Raw genomic sequence first — 21017 nt, forward strand, 5'->3', positions numbered from 1 at the left:
ATGCCAAAATATCTTAATCGCATTGCTGAATCTATTGTATTAAAAGTCTATACTGACAAGAAAAACGCTAAAATTAGAGTGTTTTCTAAAACTAAAGATGGAGAGGTTGAGAAAACACTTTCAAAGCAGCAAATTGTAGAATTTTTAAATTTATTTACTAATATAAGGAATCAAGGAAATAAAGAAATTGCTATCAGTAAAAATATAGAACGTGGTATCGTTGAAGATATAGAAGGTATACGTAGAGAAAATGGTAGATATGTATATAAAGCGCCAGATTTATCAGCTGAAGAACAATATAATAAATTATTTGAAAGTGAGCAAGCCATTCAATTTCATTTGAATGATTTCATGTCAGATAGCATATCTGGAATTGGACAATTAAAAAGTAGATTTGAAGAAATTTTAGATTTTGACCCTGAAGAAGGGTTATGTCACCCATTAAATTACTTTATTACCTTTATAAGATTAGAGAATAGGAAAGATTTTGTTCAATTCCTCGAGTCTGGTAATATTATATCTGAACAAGATTTTATGGACTATATTGATGGAAGAAAAGAACAAACGATTGAGTTATTAATGATGCAGTTTTTATTGCAATTCTTACCTGTTCTCGATGTTCAGAGCATTGAAAGGCGAGAAGGAGATCCATTTTATGATGAGACGATATATGAACAAGCATGTAACGATTTATCTTCAACAGAGGTATGGGTCTATACTAATCAAGAACAAATCAAACGTGCTTTAAATGATGTGAAGATAGGATGCTACTTAGAATTTAGTTTTTCTTGTTATGCTTGTAATGGAGCAGATGATGAAGATGACGAGAATATTGCTCATTCTATGTTGGTATATAAAGCAGAGAATGATAAATACATATTTTTTGATCCTAGTAAAGGAGCGATTGGCTTTTGTCCTGATACAGGAGTTGCTAATTTTACATTAGAGGAAGTTTGTAGGGCAATAGAACTTGCTGTAAACCATTATTCATATAATATGTATGTTGAAAATTCTCCAGATTATTGCGAAATTTTTATTACGCTTAGAAATGCAACACTGATGTTAAAGAAAGCTGAAAAGCTTTATGAAATAACAGAAAGAACAAATTCAAAAATAATTGATATATCAGTTGATAAAGGCATGAATCAATTGTTGTTCACACCTGCAAGTCTGTGAACGTACATATCTTGATCTTTTTGGTTATTTACAAAGTATAGACATCAACTCATCCCATTCTCTTTTACCAATGCCACTTTCTTCTCTCGTAACATTTTCTCCTTTTATTAGCTTGCGAATTATTTCAAGACCAGTTTTTGAAATACAGGCTGATTTTAAGGAGTATTCAATGAAAGCATTATAGGCCAGCGGGACCCATTTCTTTACTATGTCCAACATAACTTCTGCATAGACTCTAATTTCATATTGGGCGTGCTGATCAGCTCTAAGCCTTAAAAAGTGAAGAAGGTTGTGTAAATCTATTTTCCAATAAAACTGAGTATAGTAATTAAGTGTTAGATTAGTTCGGGCAATTTCTCTTGCAAGGCCCTGTTCAATAAATTTCTCATAATGAGAATATACTAAATTAGAATCATTTATTAGAGAATCTATTATTTCTTTTGAAGTACTTGAGTCAAAAGCTTCACCGCTGCCTTGTTTATTATTATCAGATTGTTTTGCAACCTGTTCTGGTATATAAAATTCATTATCAAGTATCGAATACCTTCCGGAATATTCATTCACATTTGCAGTTCTGTGTCTTATCCACTGTCTTGCAATAAAAATTGGAAGTTTCACGTGAAACTTAATTTCACACATTTCAAATGGAGTTGTATGATGATGCCTCATCAAATACTTTATAAGCGCTTCATCTTGATTTATCTGTTTTGTTCCCTTTCCATAAGAAACACGAGCAGCTTGAACTATGGCGCTATCAGAGCCCATATAATCAATCACTCGAACAAATCCATGATCTAACACCTTATGTTCTTCGTATAGAATTTTATCTATCTCTTTTACTGTAGTTCGCTTAGTTGTCTCATTCATAATATATTCTCAAGATGAAACGAAAATATCAGCCCCGCATGAATTGAGTTTTTCGTGCATTGCCTCATATCCTCTCCATAAATGATGTGAGTTATTTATTGTAGTTTCTCCTTTAGCTACCAAAGAAGCGAGAATTAAAGCTGCTGTTGACCTTAAGTCATTAGCATGCAGATTAGCTCCAGATAAGCTCTTTATTCCACTTATAGTAGCTTTACTTTTTTCGATGCTAATATTAGCACCTAATTTTCTTAACTCATTCGCATGTGCAAATCTACTTTCAAAAATGTTCTCTTCAATGATTGATATTCCATCTGCAATGCACATTGCAGACATTAGTTGTGGTTGCATATCACTGGGAAAGTTGGGATATGGATTTGTTGCAACGTGAGCAGATTTAATAGAGCCATTTTTTCTAGAAATAATAATACCATCATCATGTAACTCAACTCTGGCTCCTATAGTCTTCAATTCATTTGCAATACATTCTATATCAGACAAACTTACTCCTTCTAACTTTAGCTCGCCGTCGGTAATGATAGCAGCCAAAGCATAAGTACCGGCCTCTATCCGATCTGGTATGATTGTGTGGACACATCCGTTTAATTCATCAACGCCTTCTATTGTGATTTTTGTGTTGTTAACTTCAATATTGGCACCCATTTTTTTTAGAAACTCTATTAAATCAAGAACTTCCGGCTCCGTTGCGGCATTGTTTATTGTTGTTACTCCTTCTGCAAGTGTTGCTGACATGATTATGTTTTCTGTTGCGCCAACACTTACTTTTTCAAATGTTATTTCTTTGCCTTGCAATTTTCCCTTTGTTGTTGCAGTTATATTACAGCTATCAATTTCAATTTTAGCTCCCATTGCTTCAAGTGCCTTGATATGAATGTCAACAGGACGTTTTCCAATATTACATCCACCAGGAAATACTGTTGAAACTCTACCAAATCTGCTGAGCATTGGACCTAGCATTAAAAAAGATGCTCGCAGTCTGCTTGCAATTTCATGTGATATTAAATAGTTATTGATATTGCTACAGTCAATTTCCAAAGTGTGATTTGCTTTATAGTCTTTATTGCATATAAAATTTACTTCTGCACCAAGACTCTTAAGCAGCTCAGACATCAAATGCACGTCAATTAAATCAGGTACGTTATGCAAAGTTATTGAAGAATTACTAAACAAGCTTGCAGCCATTATTGGCAAGACGGCATTCTTTGAACCATTAATCTTGATTTTTCCAATCAAGGGCTTATGGTTACTTCTTACTAATATTTTATGCATTTAATCAAGCGATAGAACTTATCAAGTAAGTATAATAGGTTAGCGGTAAAAGGCAAAATTTTGCTTTTTTCCCTGTTATCCCAGTGTGTGACACTGGTTTCCATAATCATCAGAAACGTTATATTTTTTTATACTCGCAAATTTAACTGGATGACAGACTTGCATGATATCTTCATAATCTATTAAAAAAGCATAATTAATTATACCTTTCCAAAGATGAGAGACGCATTAGTCCCACCAAAACCAAATGAATTAGAAAGCGCATATTGAATTTTATGCTCTTGAGCTTTAAGTGGTACAAAATTTAAATCACACCCTTCTGAAGGTTTGTGTAGGTTTAAAGTTGGTGGAACAATTCCATTGTTTAATGCAAGGATACTAAATATTGCTTCAACACTTCCTGCGGCACCAAGTAAATGTCCTATAGAAGATTTAGTCGAGGAAATAGGTATTTTATAGGCATAATCACCGAATAACTGCTTCATTGCTATTACTTCAACTTTATCCCCAAGTGTTGTTGAAGTTCCATGTGCATTGATATACCCAATTTGACTTGGGCTGATTTGTGCATTCTTTAAAGCAAGCTCCATTGCCTTAAATGCGCCTCTTCCTTCTGGATGAGGTGCTGTGATGTGGTGCGCATCTCCTGTGAGTCCATATCCAGTGAGTTCCGCATATATTTTTGCTTTTCTTTTTTTTGCATGTTCATACTCTTCCAGCACTAATATACCTGCTCCTTCGCCCATGACAAATCCATCACGTTCTTCATCCCATGGCCTTGAGGACTCTTCAGGATTATCATTGAATTTAGTTGATAACGCCTTCATCGATGCAAAACCTGCAATTCCAATTCTACATAGTGCACTTTCTGCTCCGCCTGCAATCATAACATCAGCTTCATCAAGTTTTATAGCTCTTGCTGAGTTTATAATCGCATGTGCACCTGTTGCACATGCAGTGACCGCTGAGTCATTTGGACCTGTAAATTCGTATTTAATAGAAACATGGCCAGATATTAAATTTATTAGACTTGAAGGAACAAAAAATGGACTGACACGCCTAGGTCCCTTTTCCTGCATGGTAATTACGTTTTCTTGAATTGATGGAAGACCACCTATACCAGAACCAACAGTTACACCAACTCTCTCTTTATTAATATTTTGATTTTCCAAAATCAATGAATCGTCTACTGCCTGAATAGCTGCTGCAATTCCGTAGTGAATAAAACGATCTGTTCTTTTTAGGTCTTTTTCAAAAATATAATCTGGTGGATTAAAATAATGCTCAATGTTATCGGATTGCACAGGCACCTGCCCTGCAACCTTACAAGCAAGATCAGAAGAGTCGAACCTATCTGTATTGATTGCTTTAATGCCAGACTCACTTTTTATCAGCTTTGACCAAGTATTATTAACATCTGCTGCTAGCGGAGTAATTAAGCCAATACCGGTAACTACTATTCTTCTACTCATCAAACATTAATTGTTTGTTTTTTCTATTACATATTCAACTATCTGTTCCATAGTTTCCATCTTTTGTGCATCTTCATCAGGAATCTCTATACCAAACTCTTCTTCAGCTGCCATGATTATTTCAACTGCATCTAAACTATCTGTACCATGGTCTGAAAGCTTTGAAGAGCTACCAAATTTCTCTACATCCTTACTAATATGCTCTAATATAATCTTTTTTACTTTTGTCTCTATGTCTTCTCTAGTACTTCTTGCCAATTCACTCATTTTTCACCAAAAAATAATCTATACCTTTGATGTTATAAGAAATTTTGATGTTTGCAATAGGTTTTGTGGTTATTATAAGGGTTTTAGATGAGATATGCTAGACGAAGCAACAAGAAATTTATTTATTGCAGAAATAAACAGGATTCTACCTGAAAACAACCAAGATAGGCTCATCTCAGCCATGCGGTATGTGTTTCTTGCTCCTGCAAAATATATACGTCCTTTTTTAGTCATAGCATCTTCGTCGATATTCAGCATAAAGGTTGAAAAAGCAATAACAGCAGCTGCTGCAATTGAATTTATTCATGCTTACTCCCTAATTCACGATGATCTACCATGCATGGATAATAGTGACACTCGAAGAGGCCAGCCAAGCTGCCACAAAAAATTTGATGAAGCAACAGCAGTGCTTGCGGGAGATGCATTACTTACTCTGGCTTTTGAGGTATTATCTTCGTTAAATTGTGAGATCATCAAAGTGCTCTCTCAAGCGATAGGAGTTAGGGGAATGGTGGGAGGACAGATTTTGGATATAGATGCAGATTTGAATAAAATAAAGGAAATTCATTTGATGAAAACTGCAAAACTATTTGCAGCTTCATGCGAAATAGGGGCTATAATAGGCAATGCTACAACCAAGGAGCGGAGAGCGTTATATAACTATGGAATAAATCTGGGGCTTATTTTTCAAGCTAAGGATGATATTGAAGATTATGAGCAAGATAAAACAAACAATTTAATGTCCGTGCTTGGCAAAAATGAAATGGAAAACTATATAGATAGTCTCTTTAAACAGGCCTCAGATAATTTAAGTACGCTTTCAGGGAATACTAATGATTTATATGATTTATTGAATCAAGTAAAAAAAGATGGTTAAAAAAATTATATTACAAATATTTATCTTTCTAGTAATGGTTCTCACTTTAGCTTCTGTTTTTATAATCACTATTGTTTATATAAATAAAGATAAACCGGAAAAAGAGGACAAGCTTTACGAGATAAATGCCACACATGATGGTTTAACACAGACGATAGCACGTTATCTAGTAAAGCCCATACTTGAATCAGCACTTGATCGCTATATTGAAAAGCATGGGCTAGCAGAATATTTAGAAGAAATAACACAGCAAAAGGAAGAAGAGACGATAAAATTTTATGAAATTACTGAAGGCAGCGGCAGTAAGGCTTTCTGTGGCCAAGAAGTCCTGCTACAAATGTACAAAATATCCAACAATCTGGCAGCATTACCAAGTCAAGTCTCTGATATTACTCTGAGAATAGGTGAAAAAGAAGTGAGTTTAGGGGTAATAGGTATGAAAGAAGGTGGAGAGCGTGTAGTTACTATTGCCGCTGATGACAACAAAATGAGTTTTAACTCTTATTACATCAAACTGATTGAAGTAAAAGATAAATATCCTGATTCAGTAAATAACCTAATGATTTTTAATGACTTAATTAACAAAACTAGAAAACAAGTAAAGTGTGGTGATGAGATATCGGCTCAATATAGCATAAAGAGATATAATGGTGAGTATATAGTCAAAGATCAAACAGTGCAGTTTAAAGTTGGTGACAGAAAAATGCCGCTTGCTATAGAACTTGGAGTTGTGGGAATGAGAGCTGGTAATAAAAGAACAGTTCTTTCTCCACCTGATCTTTTAACTGATGTGTTAACAAAAGGCATAGATTGTGATATTGCAATAATTGATTTAAGCTTGAATTCTACTATTGAAAAATAGCTTAAAGAATTACGAAGTAAGAAAAAATAAAACTTCTTGAGTGCTATATATTACTTAAAGAAAAAGTTTCTTCTAAAGTATAAACTTAGATAAATCAAGCTGCTTTGAAATTGATTCAAGCTTATCTCTTACGTGCTTGCTATCTATAACAAATTTCTCATTATTTTTTTCAGAAGCGATAAAACTTATTTCATCTAAAAGCTTCTCCATGACAGTATGAAGTCTTCTTGCACCTATATTTTCTACTTCTCTATTAACTGTAAAAGCTATTTCAGCTATAGTTTCTATACCATCATCAGTAAACTCAAGTGTTACATTTTCCGTTTTCATTAAAGCTATGTACTGTTTTAACAAACTAGATTCTGGTTCCTTTAATATTTTTATTAAATCCTCTTGAGTAAGTGCCTTAAGTTCCACTCTAATTGGCAATCTACCCTGTAATTCTGGTAAAAGATCGGATGGTTTAGACAAATGAAAAGCACCAGATGCAATAAATAATATATAGTCTGTTTTTACGGTGCCATACTTAGTTGAAACAGTTGTTCCTTCAAGTAGTGGTAACAGATCACGTTGCACTCCTTCTCTGTTGACTTCACCTTTTATTTCTGTACGTGCTGCAATTTTATCTATTTCATCTAAAAACACTATGCCTTCATTGCTAACAAGATCAATCGCTTCTTTGATTATCTTGTCTTCATCCATTAACCTTTCGCTTTCTTCATTAATCAATATTTCACGTGCTTCTTTCACTTTAACTGTAATAGTTTTTGTTTTTTTGCTCCCATTAAACATCTTGCCCACGATTTCTGTTACGTTCATCACACCAATTTGCCCACCTGGCATGCCAGGTATATCAAAAGTGGGTAACATACCCTTGCTCTCCCTGACGTTAATAGAAACTTCTCCATCTTCAAATTCCTTATTTCTCAGTCTTTCTCTGAAAACTTTTTTGCTTTCCTCGGTTGCATCTTCACCAACCATGGAGTTGACTATTATCTTTTCAGCCAAACCTAAAGCTTTTTTAGTTAAGGCTTTACGTGCTTTTTCCTTAACTAAAACTATTGCTGCGTCAACTAAATCACGTATTATCGAGTCAACATCACGTCCAACATATCCTATTTCAGTAAATTTCGTTGCTTCAACTTTTATAAAAGGTGCACCAGCAAGCTTTGCTAAACGGCGAGCTATTTCAGTTTTACCAACTCCCGTATGGCCTATCATGAGTATATTCTTAGGTATAATCTCTTCACGTAGTGGAAGTGGGACTTTATTTCGACGCCAACGATTTCTGAGTGCAATAGCAACAGCGCGCTTTGCATCATTCTGCCCGATTATAAATCTGTCTAATTCTTTAACTATCTTCTGTGGTGGTAGATCATCTAATAAAGCTTGTGAGCTTTGAATGCTGCTACTTCCTGTACCTTCATTTTCATAGAGGCTATTTTTCTCATTATAGTCATCATTATTATCAAATTGACCTACTACAGATTGACTAGAAAAATTGGCACACAAAGTTCTTGACATATTACTCCTCTATTTTTTCGATAATTAGATTATGGTTTGTATAAACACATATATCGGCAGCTATCTTCATAGCCTTTTTTGCAATCTCCTCTATTGATATTCCTTCAACGTCAATCAAAGCTTTTGCTGCAGATAAAGCAAAATTTCCTCCAGAGCCAATGGCTGCAATGCCATCTTCAGGTTCAAGAACATCACCCGTTCCTGTAATGACCAATGAAATGGACTTGTCTGCCACGATCATCATAGCTTCTAATTTTCTTAGATATTTATCCATTCTCCAGTCTTTTGCAAGTTCAACACATGCCCTCATTAACTGTCCTGGGTGCTTATCAAGTTTAGATTCTAGCCTTTCGAAGAGAGTAAATGCATCAGCTGTTGCTCCAGCAAAACCGGCAATTACGGAATCACCAGAAAGACGCCTAACTTTTTTTGCTCCAGATTTTATAACGGTATGGCCTAGCGAGACTTGCCCATCACCTATTACTACTACATTTTTGTCTCTTCTAATTGACAGTATAGTAGTACCATACATTTTACTGCTGTCATGATGAATCATTTTTTTGTTATTTTAATTCGTTATATTATATTAAGATTATAACTTATAATATAGTACTTTTCTTATAACATTTAAAGTGTAGATGCAAAACATAATTCATCCAAATCTGGAAAAAGATATAAATAATTGGTTCAAAACAAAATTTAATGGTTTTACATTACCATTTTATAGCTCCATAGATCTTAGGAATTCAGGCTACAAAATTGCTCCAGTAGACGCCAATTTATTTCCTGCAGGGTTTAATAACCTAAGTGAAGTATCAAAAGCGATAGCAGCAAAATTGATAAAAAGCTACTTCGAAACAAAACAATATAAAAAGGCCCTTATAATACCGGAGAATTACACACGAAATAAAATGTATATAGAAAATGTATTTGCTATAGAAAAGGTACTGCAACTCGCAGGTTTTGAAACTAGAATTGGCCTCTTTCATAATGAAACGTACAATTTAATAGAACAGTATGAAACTGTTGTGAAAGAAAACTCTTTGCTGAAGACAACTTCAGGATTTGTGCCTGATATTATTATACTGAATCGTGATATGACGAGCCACATTCCAGACACGCTAGAAAACGTAAAACAAGAGATAGTGCCAAGTCCATTATATGGCTGGCACAGTAGGCAGAAATTTCAATATTTTGAAATCTATCAAAAATTAGTGTCCGAATTTTGTGGCGAATTTAAAATGGACCCATGGCTTATTTCTGTGCTTACAGAAAGCTGTAATGGAGTTGACTTTAATGATGATTCATCACTAGGAGCAGTAGCGACTAAAGTTGACCAAATATTATCTCTAGTGCAAAAAAAATATGAGGAATATGAAATAAAAACACAACCTTACGTTTTTATCAAAGCAAGCAATGGCACATATGGAATGGGCATTATAACAGCAACAAGTGGAAAGGAAATATTAAATCTCAATAAAAAAAAGCGTCATAAAATGAAAAAGATAAAAGAAGGAATAGCAATCAATAGTGTTATTATACAAGAAGGTGTACCAACTATTGACATATTTAAAAGTAGTTCTGCAGAACCGCTAATATACTATATAGGAGATACTCCAACATGTTACTTATACCGATGTAATAGCAGGAAAGATGTATATTCTAGCTTGAATTCCACTGACTGTGAATTTTATGACATCAGCCAAGAAAATAAAACTTTGCCACTTTGGAATATTGTTAGCAAATTAGCAGTGCTAGCATTGGCAGTAGAAATTAAGTCTTTTCATCTCTAATAATTAATTTCTACAATGCTGCCATTATGCTGAATATGGTGAGCGTCATCAAGTCCAGTAGAAGGATCAGTACCATTATTAGGTTGATTGACAAACTTATCGATGTTTGATACTAGATATGCTATGCTTAGTATCAAACTGACCGTAACAGTTAAGTTGAAATTATAGATTATGCCACCACCCAAGTCTATTGGTATGGTTGGAAGTTCCATTCTTTTTAATATGAAGCTTAACAAGCCCAATGACAAAGCGAATGTGCTAAAAATAACTTCTTTGCCATATTTAGCAGACTTTTCAGAATCCTTATTATCTAGATACTTCTTCCATGTATAATAACAGTTTATGCATTCTGAAAATAGAAATAGAACTGCTGATGTTAAGCTAATATAACTTATTACATCCTTGTTGTTTCTAGCTAAGAAATGAATGATTTTTGTCTGCATCAATATTCCTATGACACAGTTTGCCAAGAAGGCTAAGCTACCCACAACCTGTATTGGTTTTTCAGGTTCATTTCCCCCTTTACCATTCTGAAGTTTTTTAGATTTATATCCAGCTAAATTGAGACCAAAGTGAAGAGCAAATATTATTGATGTTGGTAGTTTTATGAACTTAGAAATATCTAATATAGTACAAATATTGGATCTGTTGTTATCAATAAACTCGCAACAGAATTGCAATGAAATTTTACACAATATGCCTGTTAAACCTACTGCAATACAATACATCTTTCTAATATCATGATTGTGAGCATCATGTATACTTTCTATAAATGTATTTGGCTTACCTTTTGGCATAAGTAGATAATAAAATCATAACTTTTTAATATTATACTATAAAAATCTAAAAAGAAAAGTGCTATAAATCAGTACTTTGAGAGTGATCTAAACATAAATCGGCCAAGCACTTGATAAATAAGAGATCAGTACTGAGAGTTGGTACGCGAAAGTAATATCCGTCTTTGATAATTGCTTTATACTCTATATCAAGTTCAACCAGTGTTTCAGAATGCTCAGAAACAAAAGATATAGGTGATAAAACTACAGGTATATTATCGTCTTTCGCGCGTGATAGCTCACTTTCAGTGCTAGGCTCCAACCATTTTACAGGGCCAACCTTACTCTGATAACATATTCCCCAATCAAGATCTTCAATATTCAATTTTTTTACTATTAATTTTACTGTTTTTTCTATCTGTGAAGCGTAAGGGTCGCCTTTTTTAATGATACTAAGAGGTAAGCTATGAGCCGAGAATAGGACTCTTGGCTTACCGATTTTGCTAGCTAATTTATAATATTTAGACGTCAGATTAACATGAGCTTCAATAAAGTCTTCATTGTCATAATAATGGTGAATTGTTTTTGTGTTACATTCCAGTTTGGCATTTTTTTGCCAATTCTCTATGGATGATAGAGTTGTGGTGGTTGAATATTGCGGATATAGTGGTAACAGAATGATTTCGTCAGGGTTGAATTGCTTTACGCTTTTAACAACTTCATCAGCAAATGGATGCCAATAACGCATGCAGATGAATATCTTATACACATGGTTTCCATCTTCATTTAATTTTAGTTCTAAAGCATCAGCTTGTGCTTTTGTATTCTCCAAGATTGGCGATTTACCTCCAATGTGCTCGTATATTTCTTGTGCAGTACTTTCTCGCCTTTTGGAGATAAACTTTGCTAAAAGGAAGCGAAAAGGATTTGGTAGATTTATTATTCTTTTATCGTAAAAAAGATTAAATAAGAAAGGACGGACCGCACTTAGTGAATCAGGTCCGCCTAGGTTAAATAAGATTACTGCCTTCTTCACTGACAGCACCTTTCTTCAGGTTTGCCTATAAAATCAGCTACACACTCATCAAGTTTAGTTACAGGCACTAAATTTCTTACACTGGCATACAATAGATGAGCAGATCTCTTCATGTTACTCTGTGTAGATGCAAAGCCTCTATCGAAAACCACATCAACACAAAAACTTGGCACTGCTTCAAGAAGTTCAACAGCAGCCAAAGATATCATTATGCAGCTTTGTAGAGCCTTCAGAAAAATCGTAAGGGGGAAAAGTAAAACCTTAACAAAAAGAGAGGGAGGACTTTCATTCATTAGTTGTCCTGGATTAGGAGAATTATATTCAATATGCTGTCTGTTTTTATCAAAGATAGGAAATTTTATAGTGTCTTTCTTAAATTCCTGCTCTATTTGTTCCTCGGTATAATTTTCATTATTAGTCATTTTTTTCAATAACTTTTCACGCAAGTAAAAGGTTCTCACAACAAAACATGTTGCAACCATCAGTGCAGCACATATAAGCGCACAATGCATGAGGTTCATCCCACCTATCATAGATGGTAATGCAAGACAAACAAATGGCACTATGATAGCCATTTCGAAAAATGGAATAGTATTCCTTTTTATTGCAAAAACAGCGCCTTCTTTTAATTTTGTATTATTGTGTAAGCTATACTCTAAATAACTCAAAAATGCCAAATTAAAAGTTAAAAATCCTTTTGTCCCACAAAAAATTGATGACTTGAATTGATTAACCCATTCTTTAGCAGTAAGTGTAGTTTCAATTGATTGTTTAACATTAGGATCGACTGGTTTGTTGTTTTTTTTATTACAACACCCCATAAAACACCTCCTTGATGGTTTATTCTTAACTATAAGTGAAAAATTGCTTTTATCAAATCAAAGTTTATAATAAAATAAATCTATAAATATACGATCTTAATATAAGGGAATGATATGGCAATTGAGAGAACACTTTCGATATTAAAACCTGATGCAGTAAAAAATAATATTACAGGCAGTATAAATTCTTATATTGAAAAATCTGGACTAAAAATTATAGCACAAAGAATGATGATGCTGACAAAAAAACAAGCAGAGCTGTTTTATGAAATTCATAAGGATAGGCCTTTTTTTGGAGAGTTGGTGGAATTTATGACTTCTGGGTCTGTGATAGTTCAAGTTTTAATCGGTGAAAATGCAGTCAGTAAATACAGGCAAATCATGGGTGCTACAGATCCAAAGCAGGCAGATAAAGGTACAATTAGGGGTGATTTTGCTGATGATATTAGTGAAAATAGAGTGCATGGTTCTGATAGTCTAGAGAATGCTCATAGAGAAATAGCTTTCTTTTTTGCTGAATGTGAATTGGTGTAGTTTTACTTTTTTACATATTAAATTTCTGAATTTTATGTTGAACTGTATAATATTAGCCCAATTTTTAGTTTAAGCAATATTAAGGGAAAGCTTTTTCATGCACAGTATAGATAATATTTAAAATGGATCATGTTGTTAACGCTTATAATAGATCTGAAGCTTCTATAGTTAGAGGAGAAGGAGTATATCTCTTCGATAAGGATGGTAAAAAATATTTAGACTTTGCTGCAGGAATTTCTACAACCTCTCTAGGGCATTGTCATCCATACATTACAGATAAACTGAAGGAGCAACTGGATTCATTATGGCACTGCTCTAATATTTTTACTATTCCTCAGCAGGAAAGGCTTGCTCAGCGTTTAACAGAACTTACCTTTGCCGATAAAGTTTTTTTCTGCTCAAGTGGACTTGAAGCAACAGAAGCTGCAATTAAATTTATTCGCCGCTATTTCTACTTAAATGGACAAGAAAAGCGCAGTCACATCATTACAATTGAAGGAGGTTTTCATGGCCGCAGTATTGCTGCAATTTCAGCTGGGGGAAATGAAAAATCACGCGAAGGTTTTGCTCCACTCCTTTCTGGTTTTGATAAAGTTCCAAGAAATAACATTGAAGCATTAGAAAAGAAAATCAATAGCGAAACAGCTGCCATATTTTTAGAGCCCATACAAAGTGAAGGCGGAGTACATCCATTGGACGTAGAGTATCTTAAAAAAGTAAGAGAGATAACAAAAGCTCAAGGAATAATTTTATGCTTTGATGAAGTGCAATGCGGATATGGACGGATTGGCTCTCTATTTTACTATCAAAATATAGGAGTTGAACCTGATATGCTCACTTGTGCGAAGGCTATGGGTAATGGATTTCCTCTGGCTGCATGTTTAGTAAAAGATTATATAGCAGAAGCAATCACTCCAGGAACTCATGGGTCAACTTATGGAGGTAATCCACTTGCTATGACTGTTGGTAATGCAGTACTCGATGTAATGCTAAAGGAAGGCTTTTTTGACCATGTTAAGAAGGTCAGTAAATATCTAAAAGAAAAGTTGTTGCCTTTGACTGAAGAATTTCCGAAGATCGTTTCAGAAGTTCGTGGGGAGGGTTTATTGATAGGGATAGAGCTTAGAGTACCGTTGGCTGATAAAATTGTTAAACAATCTCTTGACAAAGGCTTAATAATGACTAAAATTTTAAATAATAGGGTAATAAGAATAACTCCTCCACTTGTTGTTGAGAATATGCATGTGAATGCAGTGTGTGATATATTTCATGATTTATTTTTTTATATTAAAGATATATAGACTTGCAAATGCTTCTTACAACATATAAAATCAACTCTGTTTCTATATCGCAATAACATCATACTTTAATGGATTGGTTATTGATTTCAGTATTGTCAGCAATTTTTTTCTTATTGATTTTATCGTTTTTGTTCTCAGGAGCAGAAATAGGGTTAACCTCAATTAGCCGATCCCGAGTGAATAAACTAAAGCTAGAAGGTAACAAAAAAGCCAAGATAATAGAGCTTTTGTTAGGTAAAAAAGAATTAACAATAGGAACAATATTACTGTGTAATACAATTATTAACATTACTTGCTCTGCTTTATTTACAGTAATATTTATAAATTCTTTTGGGAGTGAGGGCATATTTCTTTCAACATTCATGATGACGTTTTGTATTTTGCTATTTTGTGAAGTTTTACCAAAAACTTACGCCATGCAAAATCCTGAAAAATTTACATTACTTTCTGCTTATTTTATGCTGTTTTTTGTCAAGATTCTTTCTCCATTGACATTAGGCATTCAGTTTATTGTCAATATCATTCTGAAGTTATGTGGGCTTCATAAGAATAGGGAGGTAATATCTGCAGCAGATGCAATGCGTAATATGATTACTCTTCACCGCAGTGAGGGCACTATGTTACAACAGGATTTAGATATGCTAAATAGTATACTTGATTTGGCTGAGACAGAAATATCACAAATTATGACCCACAGGAGAAACTTATTTTCTCTTGATATAGATCGAAACAAAGAAGAGTTAATAAGAGAGATTTTAACCAGTAGCCATAGCAGAGTACCTTTATGGCAAAAAGAACCAGATAATATTGTTGGAGTGGTTCACGTGAAAAATCTAATAAATGCCTTGCGTGAAAAGGATAATAAAATAGAGATTGCCAAAGTTATGTCAAAGCCTTGGTTTATACCAGAAAGTACGCCACTCAGTGTACAACTTCACAACTTCCGTAAAAACAGGAAACACCTTGCATTTGTTATTGATGAGTATGGAGCACTACAGGGAATCGTAACTCTTGAGGATATACTGGAAGAAATAGTTGGAGAAATTTCAGATGAACATGATTTGATCACAGAGAATTTTATAAAAAAGATATCCGATAATATGTATCACATAGAAGGAAAATCTACTATTAGGGATATTAATAGACAGTTACATTGGGATCTTCCTGATGAAGAAGCTACAACTCTAGCAGGTATGATTGTAAACGAGATAGAGCGCATTCCTGAAGAAAATGAAGAGTTTTCCATGTACGGTTTTTACTTTAAGATTTTAAAAAAAGATAAAAATATTATTACTATGATTGAAGTACAAGTAAAAACTGATAATACTGTAGTAGCAATTAATTAGTTGGGTTCTATGGAAGATACAGTAAAAATAACGGCTGAAGATTTGAAGAGCTATATAGAGAGAATCGAAAAACTTGAACAAGAAAAGAGGGATGTGCAAGATCACATTCGTGATGTATATGCAAAAGCTGCAGATGAAGGTTGGGATATAAAAGTGATGAAACAGATTATTAGGCTAAGAAAGATGGATGATGATGACAGGGAGGAACAGGAAATATTACTTGATACCTACAAACGTGCATTGGGAATGAATTACGAAGGTGAATAGTAGGATTGTAATTGGAATAAGTGGAGCATCTGGTTCTATTTACGGTGTACGGATTCTAGAGGCACTAAAAAATACCAATCATGAAACTCATTTAGTGATCAGCAGTGCTGGAAAAATAACTATAGCTCATGAGATTAAAGAAAAACTTGAAGATATTATGTCGCTTGCAGATTTTTACTATTCTGAAGAAAAAATAGGAGAAAAAATAGCAAGCGGCTCATTTAAAACCTCAGGTATGGTTATTGCTCCATGTTCTATGAAAACAATGTCTGAAATAGCATCGGGGGTGACTTCCAATCTATTAACAAGGGCTGCAGATGTAACTCTAAAAGAAAGAAGAAAATTAGTTCTTATGGTGCGAGAATCTCCACTACATCTTGGACATCTCCGAAATATGTTAAAACTAACGGAGATGGGAGCAATTATTGCTCCGCCGATGCCTGCTTTTTATATTAAACCAAAATCTTTGGATGATATTGTAAATCATGCTGTTGGTAAAGTATTGAATTTATTTGATATCTCATTACCTGACTTCAAGGAGTGGCAAGGAAATGTCAATTATTATTAACGGTAAAAAAATAGCAAATGATCTCTGTGAGGAGCTATCAAAAAAAATTGATATTTTAAAGAAAGAGTATAATGTTTTTCCTTGTCTTAAAGTAATTCTTGTGGGTAGCAATCCAGCAAGTCAGGTCTACGTTCGTAATAAACAAAGAAAAGCAGAATCAATAGGCATAAGTTCTGAAACTATTGTTTTGCCTGATAGTATCTCACAAGATGAATTGATTGAAAAAGTTAATACATTAAATGAAGATTCATCTGTGCATGGAATTTTAGTTCAGTTACCTTTACCAAAGCACATCAGTGCAAGTAGAATAATTAATACAGTAAGTGTTGAAAAAGATGTAGATGGCTTTCATGATGAGAATGTTGGCAGGTTAGTTAAAGGTGAAAAAAATTGTCTGATACCTTGTACTCCCAAAGGTTCTTTGCATTTAATTAAGTCAGTTGAAAATAATCTGTCCGGTAAAAATGCGGTAATCATTGGCAGATCAAATATTGTGGGTAAGCCAATGTTTCACCTATTGTTGCAAGAAAATTGCACTGTTACCATCTTGCATTCACAAAGTAGGGATTTAGCTGATTATTGCTCTAAAGCGGATATAGTAGTTGCAGCAGTTGGAAAGCCAAATTTTGTTCAAGCAGATTGGATAAAAAAAGGTGCAATAGTGATCGATGTTGGCATAAATAGCGTTAACTTGGGAAATCAAAGTAAGCTTGTGGGTGATGTTGACTTTGAGGGAGTAAAAGAAAAAGTCAAAGCTATTACTCCAGTGCCTGGTGGAGTTGGCCCGATGACAATAGCATTTCTTATGATAAACACTGTAGTTGCTGTTTGCTTACACCGGGAAGTTGATCCTTCTGATTTCATTAGTTGAGGGCACGAGAAGAATAGATATCCGTTTCTAGATAATAACATCTAATTTTGTCCAAACAGCAAATCAGTTTGCAGGATCACCTTATCCACTACAGAAAATATGCAATTTAGAACATTAAAAATTATAACGTATGCCTACTTCTAGCATCGCGTCCGGTATTTGTAATGGTGGTTTAAAACTACTTAGTTGCCCACCCATGGTCATACCAGCTGTACCAATTATCTGCGGAGTAATTTCATAATCAACACCTAACTTTACTTTATAGGAAATAGAACTCAGTATTTTATCTACTAAAGATGAATCAGCAGCTTTATCAGCTCCATCATCTTTGTTAGGTTCATCAGCAAATTGTGGAACTTTTTTTGGTGCTTGATCTCCAGCTCCATCTCCAGCTCCATCTCCAGCTCCATCTCCAGCTCCATTGTCATCAGCTGTATCACTAATACCAAAGCCGAAAGGTACTACTTGGAGATACCCACCTAAACCTACACTGGCATATAGCCTAACGGGATCAATATTAAGGTCAGGATAGAAGCGGTAATTTACCAATAAACTAGCTCCTATGCTCTTTAATGACTTAACATTACTGAGAACCTCAAGTTCAAATTCAGAGTTTTCGTCATGATGGTAACCAAGAACAACGCCAGGTTTCATTTTAAAGCCACCACCCCAACCAGCACCAAAGTTTAAACCTGCATAATATTTATCTTTCAACTCACCTATAGGATCTCCTGCACCTGCTAGAGAGGAAGTGAGCAAAACAGCTAAAACGCACAATCCTTTTATTTTCATATAACTACCCATACAAAAAAATATATAATGCACAAGTATATATCCTTTATATTAAAAAAGATATAACTTCATATCAAAAAAAGTATACCTACGAAATTAGGGACATGCTACTCAAAATTTTTATATAACTATGTTTACTACCTTATTTGGTACAGCATATATAGTGCGAATTTTGCTTTGATCGATTCTATTGGATACAGAACCTGTTGCTATTTTCTTCAATTCTTCTTGAGGTAAATCAGTTTCTACTTTGATAGTCGCACGCAACTTTCCATTAATCTGTACTGCCACAGTTACCATATTATCAATTAGTAGTGATTCATCAGCTTTTGGCCAAGGTTGCATATATAGCATGCCTTCGCCTCCTATTTTTTGCCATAAATTTTCAGCCAGGTGTGGCATGAATGGCTCAATTACTCTGATTAGTATGCATATACCTTCATCAATAAGAGATTTTCCAGTTTTTACGTCTATTTCAGCTATTAAATTTGTCGTTTCACGAAACTTTGCTACCACACAGTTTAATCTGCAGTTTTCCAAGTCATCTGTAAGCCCTTGCAATAGTTTATGGATTTTTTTTCTGTACTCTAGGAGTTTACCTACAATGTTTTCATTATCATAGTGTATGTTTACGGGCCTAAGTTGCACTACCATACGCCACAATTTATTTATGTAGCGAAAACAACCTTCCACGCCATCATCAGACCATTCCATATCTTTTTCTGGGGGGGTATCGGATAATACAAACAAACGAGCAGTATCAGCACCGTATTTTTCTATGATAAAGTTTGGGTCAACTGTATTCTTCTTTGACTTACTCATCTTTTCGACTTTTCCAACTTGGATCTTAGCACCCTTCGCAATCAACTCTTTTGCTTCTTCGGGAAAGAGCCATTTGCCATTCTCATCTTTATAAGTTATATGGCAGACCATTCCTTGAGTGATTAAAGTAGAGAAAGGCTCTTTAACGTCAAAATAGCCACATTTAGTTAAAGCACGGCAGAAAAACCTTGAGTAAAGCAAATGTAGAATTGCATGTTCTATTCCACCTATGTAATAATCAACAGGCATAAAACGATTACAAGTATCTTTATTAATCGATTTATTTTCACTGCAAAATGCAGCAAAATACCAAGAAGATTCAAAAAAAGTGTCAAATGTATCAGTTTCACGTTCTGCTTGCTTTCCGCACTTTGGACAATCAACAAATTTCCAGGTTGGGTGCTTATCCAGGGGATTACCACCACTTGTAAATTCTACATCCGTTGGTAGAACAACAGGGAGGTCTTTTTCTGGAACTGGAACAATTCCACAATCTTTACAATGTATAATAGGTATAGGACATCCCCAATAACGTTGCCTTGAAATTCCCCAATCGTGTAGACGATAGTTTATTGTTTTCTTACCTATTCCTTTTTCTTCAAGTTTTTTTATGATTACTTTTTTTGCCTCATTAATCATTAGTCCGTTTAAGAATTCAGAATTGAACATCACTCCATCACCGAAGTACGGTTCTTTTAAGATCTCTGTGCTCTCTTCACAAACTACAGGAATAATCGGTAAACCATACTTCTGTGCAAATTCAAAATCACGCTGATCATGTGCAGGGCAACCAAAAATCGCACCTTCTCCATACTCCATCAACACAAAATTCGCTATATAAAGTGGTAATTCTTTATCAAGAAATGGGTGTTTTACGTTTAATCCAGTGTAAATTCCTATTTTTTCATCATTCTCCCCCTTTGCCTTCATATTACCAATAAAGTCTCTTATTTCTTTGTCCTTAAGGTCTTGTACAATAGGGTGCTCTGCTCCTACTGCAAGAAAAGAAGCTCCAAATAAAGTATGAGGAGAAGTTGTAAAAATCTTTAACTTCTTATTCAAGCCAACTATTTCAAAATCTATAGTTGCCCCTTCAGATTTTCCTATCCAGCGCTCTTGCATAGTTTTGACTTTTTCTGGCCAATTTTTTAAACTTTGCAAACAATGAAGCAAATCTTCAGCAAAATCAGTAATCTTTAAAAACCATTGGAATAACTTACGTTTTTCAACAACTGCACCTGATCGCCATCCTTTTCCATCAACCACTTGCTCATTTGCAAGCACTGTTTGGTCCACTGGATCCCAATTAACCCACGACTCTTTTCGATAGGTAAGACCATGCTTTAAAAAATCCAGAAAAAATTTCTGTTCGTGTTTGTAATAATCAGGCTCACATGTGGAGAGCTCACGATCCCAATTGTATGAAAGACCTATAGATTTTAGCTGCGCGCGCATATTATCTATATTATCTTGTGTCCATGCTGCAGGGTTAATGTTATTGTCCCTTGCTGCATTTTCAGCTGGTAATCCAAACGCATCCCAGCCAATTGGGTGCAAAACCTCAAATCCACGAGCTCTCTTGTAACGTGCTATAACATCTCCTATTGCATAGTTACGCAGGTGCCCCATATGAATCTTACCAGATGGATATGGAAACATTTCCAACACGTAACATTTCTTCTTTTTACTATCTTTGCTTACAGAAAAATCCCACTTATTTTGGTAGAATTTTTCAACGTTTTTAAAATCATATTTCAT

At 34.5% G+C, this 21017-nt stretch carries 21 protein-coding genes; 10 read left to right on the forward strand and 11 right to left on the reverse strand.

Going from position 1 to position 21017, the window contains the following annotated elements; all coding sequences use genetic code 11:
• The gene (locus ABWU56_RS00200) at positions 1–1176 is read left to right on the forward strand and encodes a hypothetical protein (protein ID WP_353281540.1); all 1176 of its coding nucleotides are present in this window, start codon (positions 1–3) and stop codon (positions 1174–1176) included.
• Positions 1177–1200: 24 nt separating this feature from the next.
• Here the strand turns inward: ABWU56_RS00200 and thyX are convergent, their stop codons facing one another.
• The 4 genes from thyX to acpP form a co-directional block, all read right to left on the reverse strand.
• A complete protein-coding gene (gene thyX, locus ABWU56_RS00205) occupies positions 1201–2043 on the reverse strand; it encodes an FAD-dependent thymidylate synthase (protein WP_353281542.1) in 843 nt (280 codons plus the stop codon).
• Positions 2044–2052: 9 nt separating this feature from the next.
• Complete coding sequence (murA, locus tag ABWU56_RS00210; RefSeq protein ID WP_353281543.1) at positions 2053–3330, reverse strand: UDP-N-acetylglucosamine 1-carboxyvinyltransferase; 1278 nt, start codon at positions 3328–3330, stop codon at positions 2053–2055.
• Between the two features lie 200 nt (positions 3331–3530).
• Positions 3531–4802, reverse strand: coding sequence for a beta-ketoacyl-ACP synthase II (gene fabF / locus ABWU56_RS00215; RefSeq protein ID WP_353281544.1), 1272 nt, complete (start codon positions 4800–4802; stop codon positions 3531–3533).
• Between the two features lie 6 nt (positions 4803–4808).
• On the reverse strand, positions 4809–5069 hold the full coding sequence (gene acpP / locus ABWU56_RS00220; protein ID WP_353281546.1) for an acyl carrier protein: 261 nt from the start codon (positions 5067–5069) through the stop codon (positions 4809–4811).
• 94 nt (positions 5070–5163) lie between these two features.
• On the opposite strand from acpP, the gene ABWU56_RS00225 reads away from it, so the two are divergent.
• Together ABWU56_RS00225 and ABWU56_RS00230 are read left to right on the forward strand one after the other, a co-directional pair.
• Entirely contained in the window at positions 5164–5946 is a 783-nt protein-coding gene (locus ABWU56_RS00225) for a polyprenyl synthetase family protein (RefSeq protein WP_353281547.1), read from the forward strand.
• Positions 5939–6808 (forward strand): FKBP-type peptidyl-prolyl cis-trans isomerase, encoded by an 870-nt coding sequence (locus ABWU56_RS00230; protein WP_264375137.1) that lies wholly within the window; start codon positions 5939–5941, stop codon positions 6806–6808. The genes ABWU56_RS00225 and ABWU56_RS00230 overlap by 8 nt, the downstream gene beginning before the upstream one ends.
• A 72-nt stretch (positions 6809–6880) precedes the next feature.
• Here ABWU56_RS00230 and hslU read toward each other — a convergent pair whose 3' ends face one another.
• Both hslU and hslV read right to left on the reverse strand, forming a co-directional pair.
• On the reverse strand, positions 6881–8332 hold the full coding sequence (gene hslU, locus ABWU56_RS00235) for an ATP-dependent protease ATPase subunit HslU (protein ID WP_353281549.1): 1452 nt from the start codon (positions 8330–8332) through the stop codon (positions 6881–6883).
• 1 nt (position 8333) lies between these two features.
• The gene (gene hslV / locus ABWU56_RS00240) at positions 8334–8888 is read right to left on the reverse strand and encodes an ATP-dependent protease subunit HslV (protein WP_010406442.1); all 555 of its coding nucleotides are present in this window, start codon (positions 8886–8888) and stop codon (positions 8334–8336) included.
• Between the two features lie 82 nt (positions 8889–8970).
• Between hslV and gshA the strand changes: the two genes are divergently transcribed.
• Positions 8971–10125, forward strand: a complete 1155-nt coding sequence (gene gshA / locus ABWU56_RS00245; protein ID WP_010406439.1) for a glutamate--cysteine ligase — start codon at positions 8971–8973, stop codon at positions 10123–10125.
• Here the strand turns inward: gshA and ABWU56_RS00250 are convergent.
• From ABWU56_RS00250 to ABWU56_RS00260, 3 genes are all read right to left on the reverse strand, one after another.
• A complete protein-coding gene (locus ABWU56_RS00250; protein ID WP_006014617.1) occupies positions 10122–10922 on the reverse strand; it encodes a hypothetical protein in 801 nt (266 codons plus the stop codon). The genes gshA and ABWU56_RS00250 overlap by 4 nt on opposite strands.
• 61 nt (positions 10923–10983) lie before the next feature.
• On the reverse strand, positions 10984–11937 hold the full coding sequence (hemH, locus tag ABWU56_RS00255) for a ferrochelatase (protein ID WP_264336350.1): 954 nt from the start codon (positions 11935–11937) through the stop codon (positions 10984–10986).
• On the reverse strand, positions 11934–12758 hold the full coding sequence (locus ABWU56_RS00260; protein ID WP_264336351.1) for a hypothetical protein: 825 nt from the start codon (positions 12756–12758) through the stop codon (positions 11934–11936). Before ABWU56_RS00260 ends, hemH begins: the two co-directional genes overlap by 4 nt.
• 114 nt (positions 12759–12872) lie before the next feature.
• On the opposite strand from ABWU56_RS00260, the gene ndk reads away from it, so the two are divergent.
• From ndk to folD, 6 genes are all read left to right on the forward strand, one after another.
• On the forward strand, positions 12873–13292 hold the full coding sequence (gene ndk / locus ABWU56_RS00265) for a nucleoside-diphosphate kinase (protein WP_149168695.1): 420 nt from the start codon (positions 12873–12875) through the stop codon (positions 13290–13292).
• Between the two features lie 122 nt (positions 13293–13414).
• Positions 13415–14593: an aspartate aminotransferase family protein gene (locus ABWU56_RS00270; protein WP_015587994.1), complete on the forward strand. Its 1179-nt coding sequence runs from the start codon at positions 13415–13417 to the stop codon at positions 14591–14593.
• A 68-nt stretch (positions 14594–14661) separates the two neighbouring features.
• Complete coding sequence (locus ABWU56_RS00275) at positions 14662–15939, forward strand: HlyC/CorC family transporter (protein ID WP_006014632.1); 1278 nt, start codon at positions 14662–14664, stop codon at positions 15937–15939.
• 9 nt (positions 15940–15948) lie between these two features.
• Positions 15949–16206 (forward strand): DUF2312 domain-containing protein, encoded by a 258-nt coding sequence (locus ABWU56_RS00280; RefSeq protein ID WP_006014634.1) that lies wholly within the window; start codon positions 15949–15951, stop codon positions 16204–16206.
• The gene (locus ABWU56_RS00285) at positions 16199–16774 is read left to right on the forward strand and encodes a UbiX family flavin prenyltransferase (RefSeq protein WP_264377496.1); all 576 of its coding nucleotides are present in this window, start codon (positions 16199–16201) and stop codon (positions 16772–16774) included. The genes ABWU56_RS00280 and ABWU56_RS00285 overlap by 8 nt, the downstream gene beginning before the upstream one ends.
• Positions 16758–17645: a bifunctional methylenetetrahydrofolate dehydrogenase/methenyltetrahydrofolate cyclohydrolase FolD gene (gene folD / locus ABWU56_RS00290; RefSeq protein ID WP_353281551.1), complete on the forward strand. Its 888-nt coding sequence runs from the start codon at positions 16758–16760 to the stop codon at positions 17643–17645. The genes ABWU56_RS00285 and folD overlap by 17 nt, the downstream gene beginning before the upstream one ends.
• A 114-nt stretch (positions 17646–17759) precedes the next feature.
• Here the strand turns inward: folD and ABWU56_RS00295 are convergent, their stop codons facing one another.
• Together ABWU56_RS00295 and leuS are read right to left on the reverse strand one after the other, a co-directional pair.
• On the reverse strand, positions 17760–18437 hold the full coding sequence (locus ABWU56_RS00295) for a hypothetical protein (RefSeq protein ID WP_353281553.1): 678 nt from the start codon (positions 18435–18437) through the stop codon (positions 17760–17762).
• A gap of 120 nt (positions 18438–18557) precedes the next feature.
• On the reverse strand, positions 18558–21017 hold the full coding sequence (leuS, locus tag ABWU56_RS00300) for a leucine--tRNA ligase (protein ID WP_353281555.1): 2460 nt from the start codon (positions 21015–21017) through the stop codon (positions 18558–18560).

This window comes from Wolbachia endosymbiont (group B) of Horisme vitalbata (assembly GCF_964028625.1).
In the GTDB taxonomy this organism is placed as follows: Bacteria; Pseudomonadota; Alphaproteobacteria; order Rickettsiales; family Anaplasmataceae; genus Wolbachia.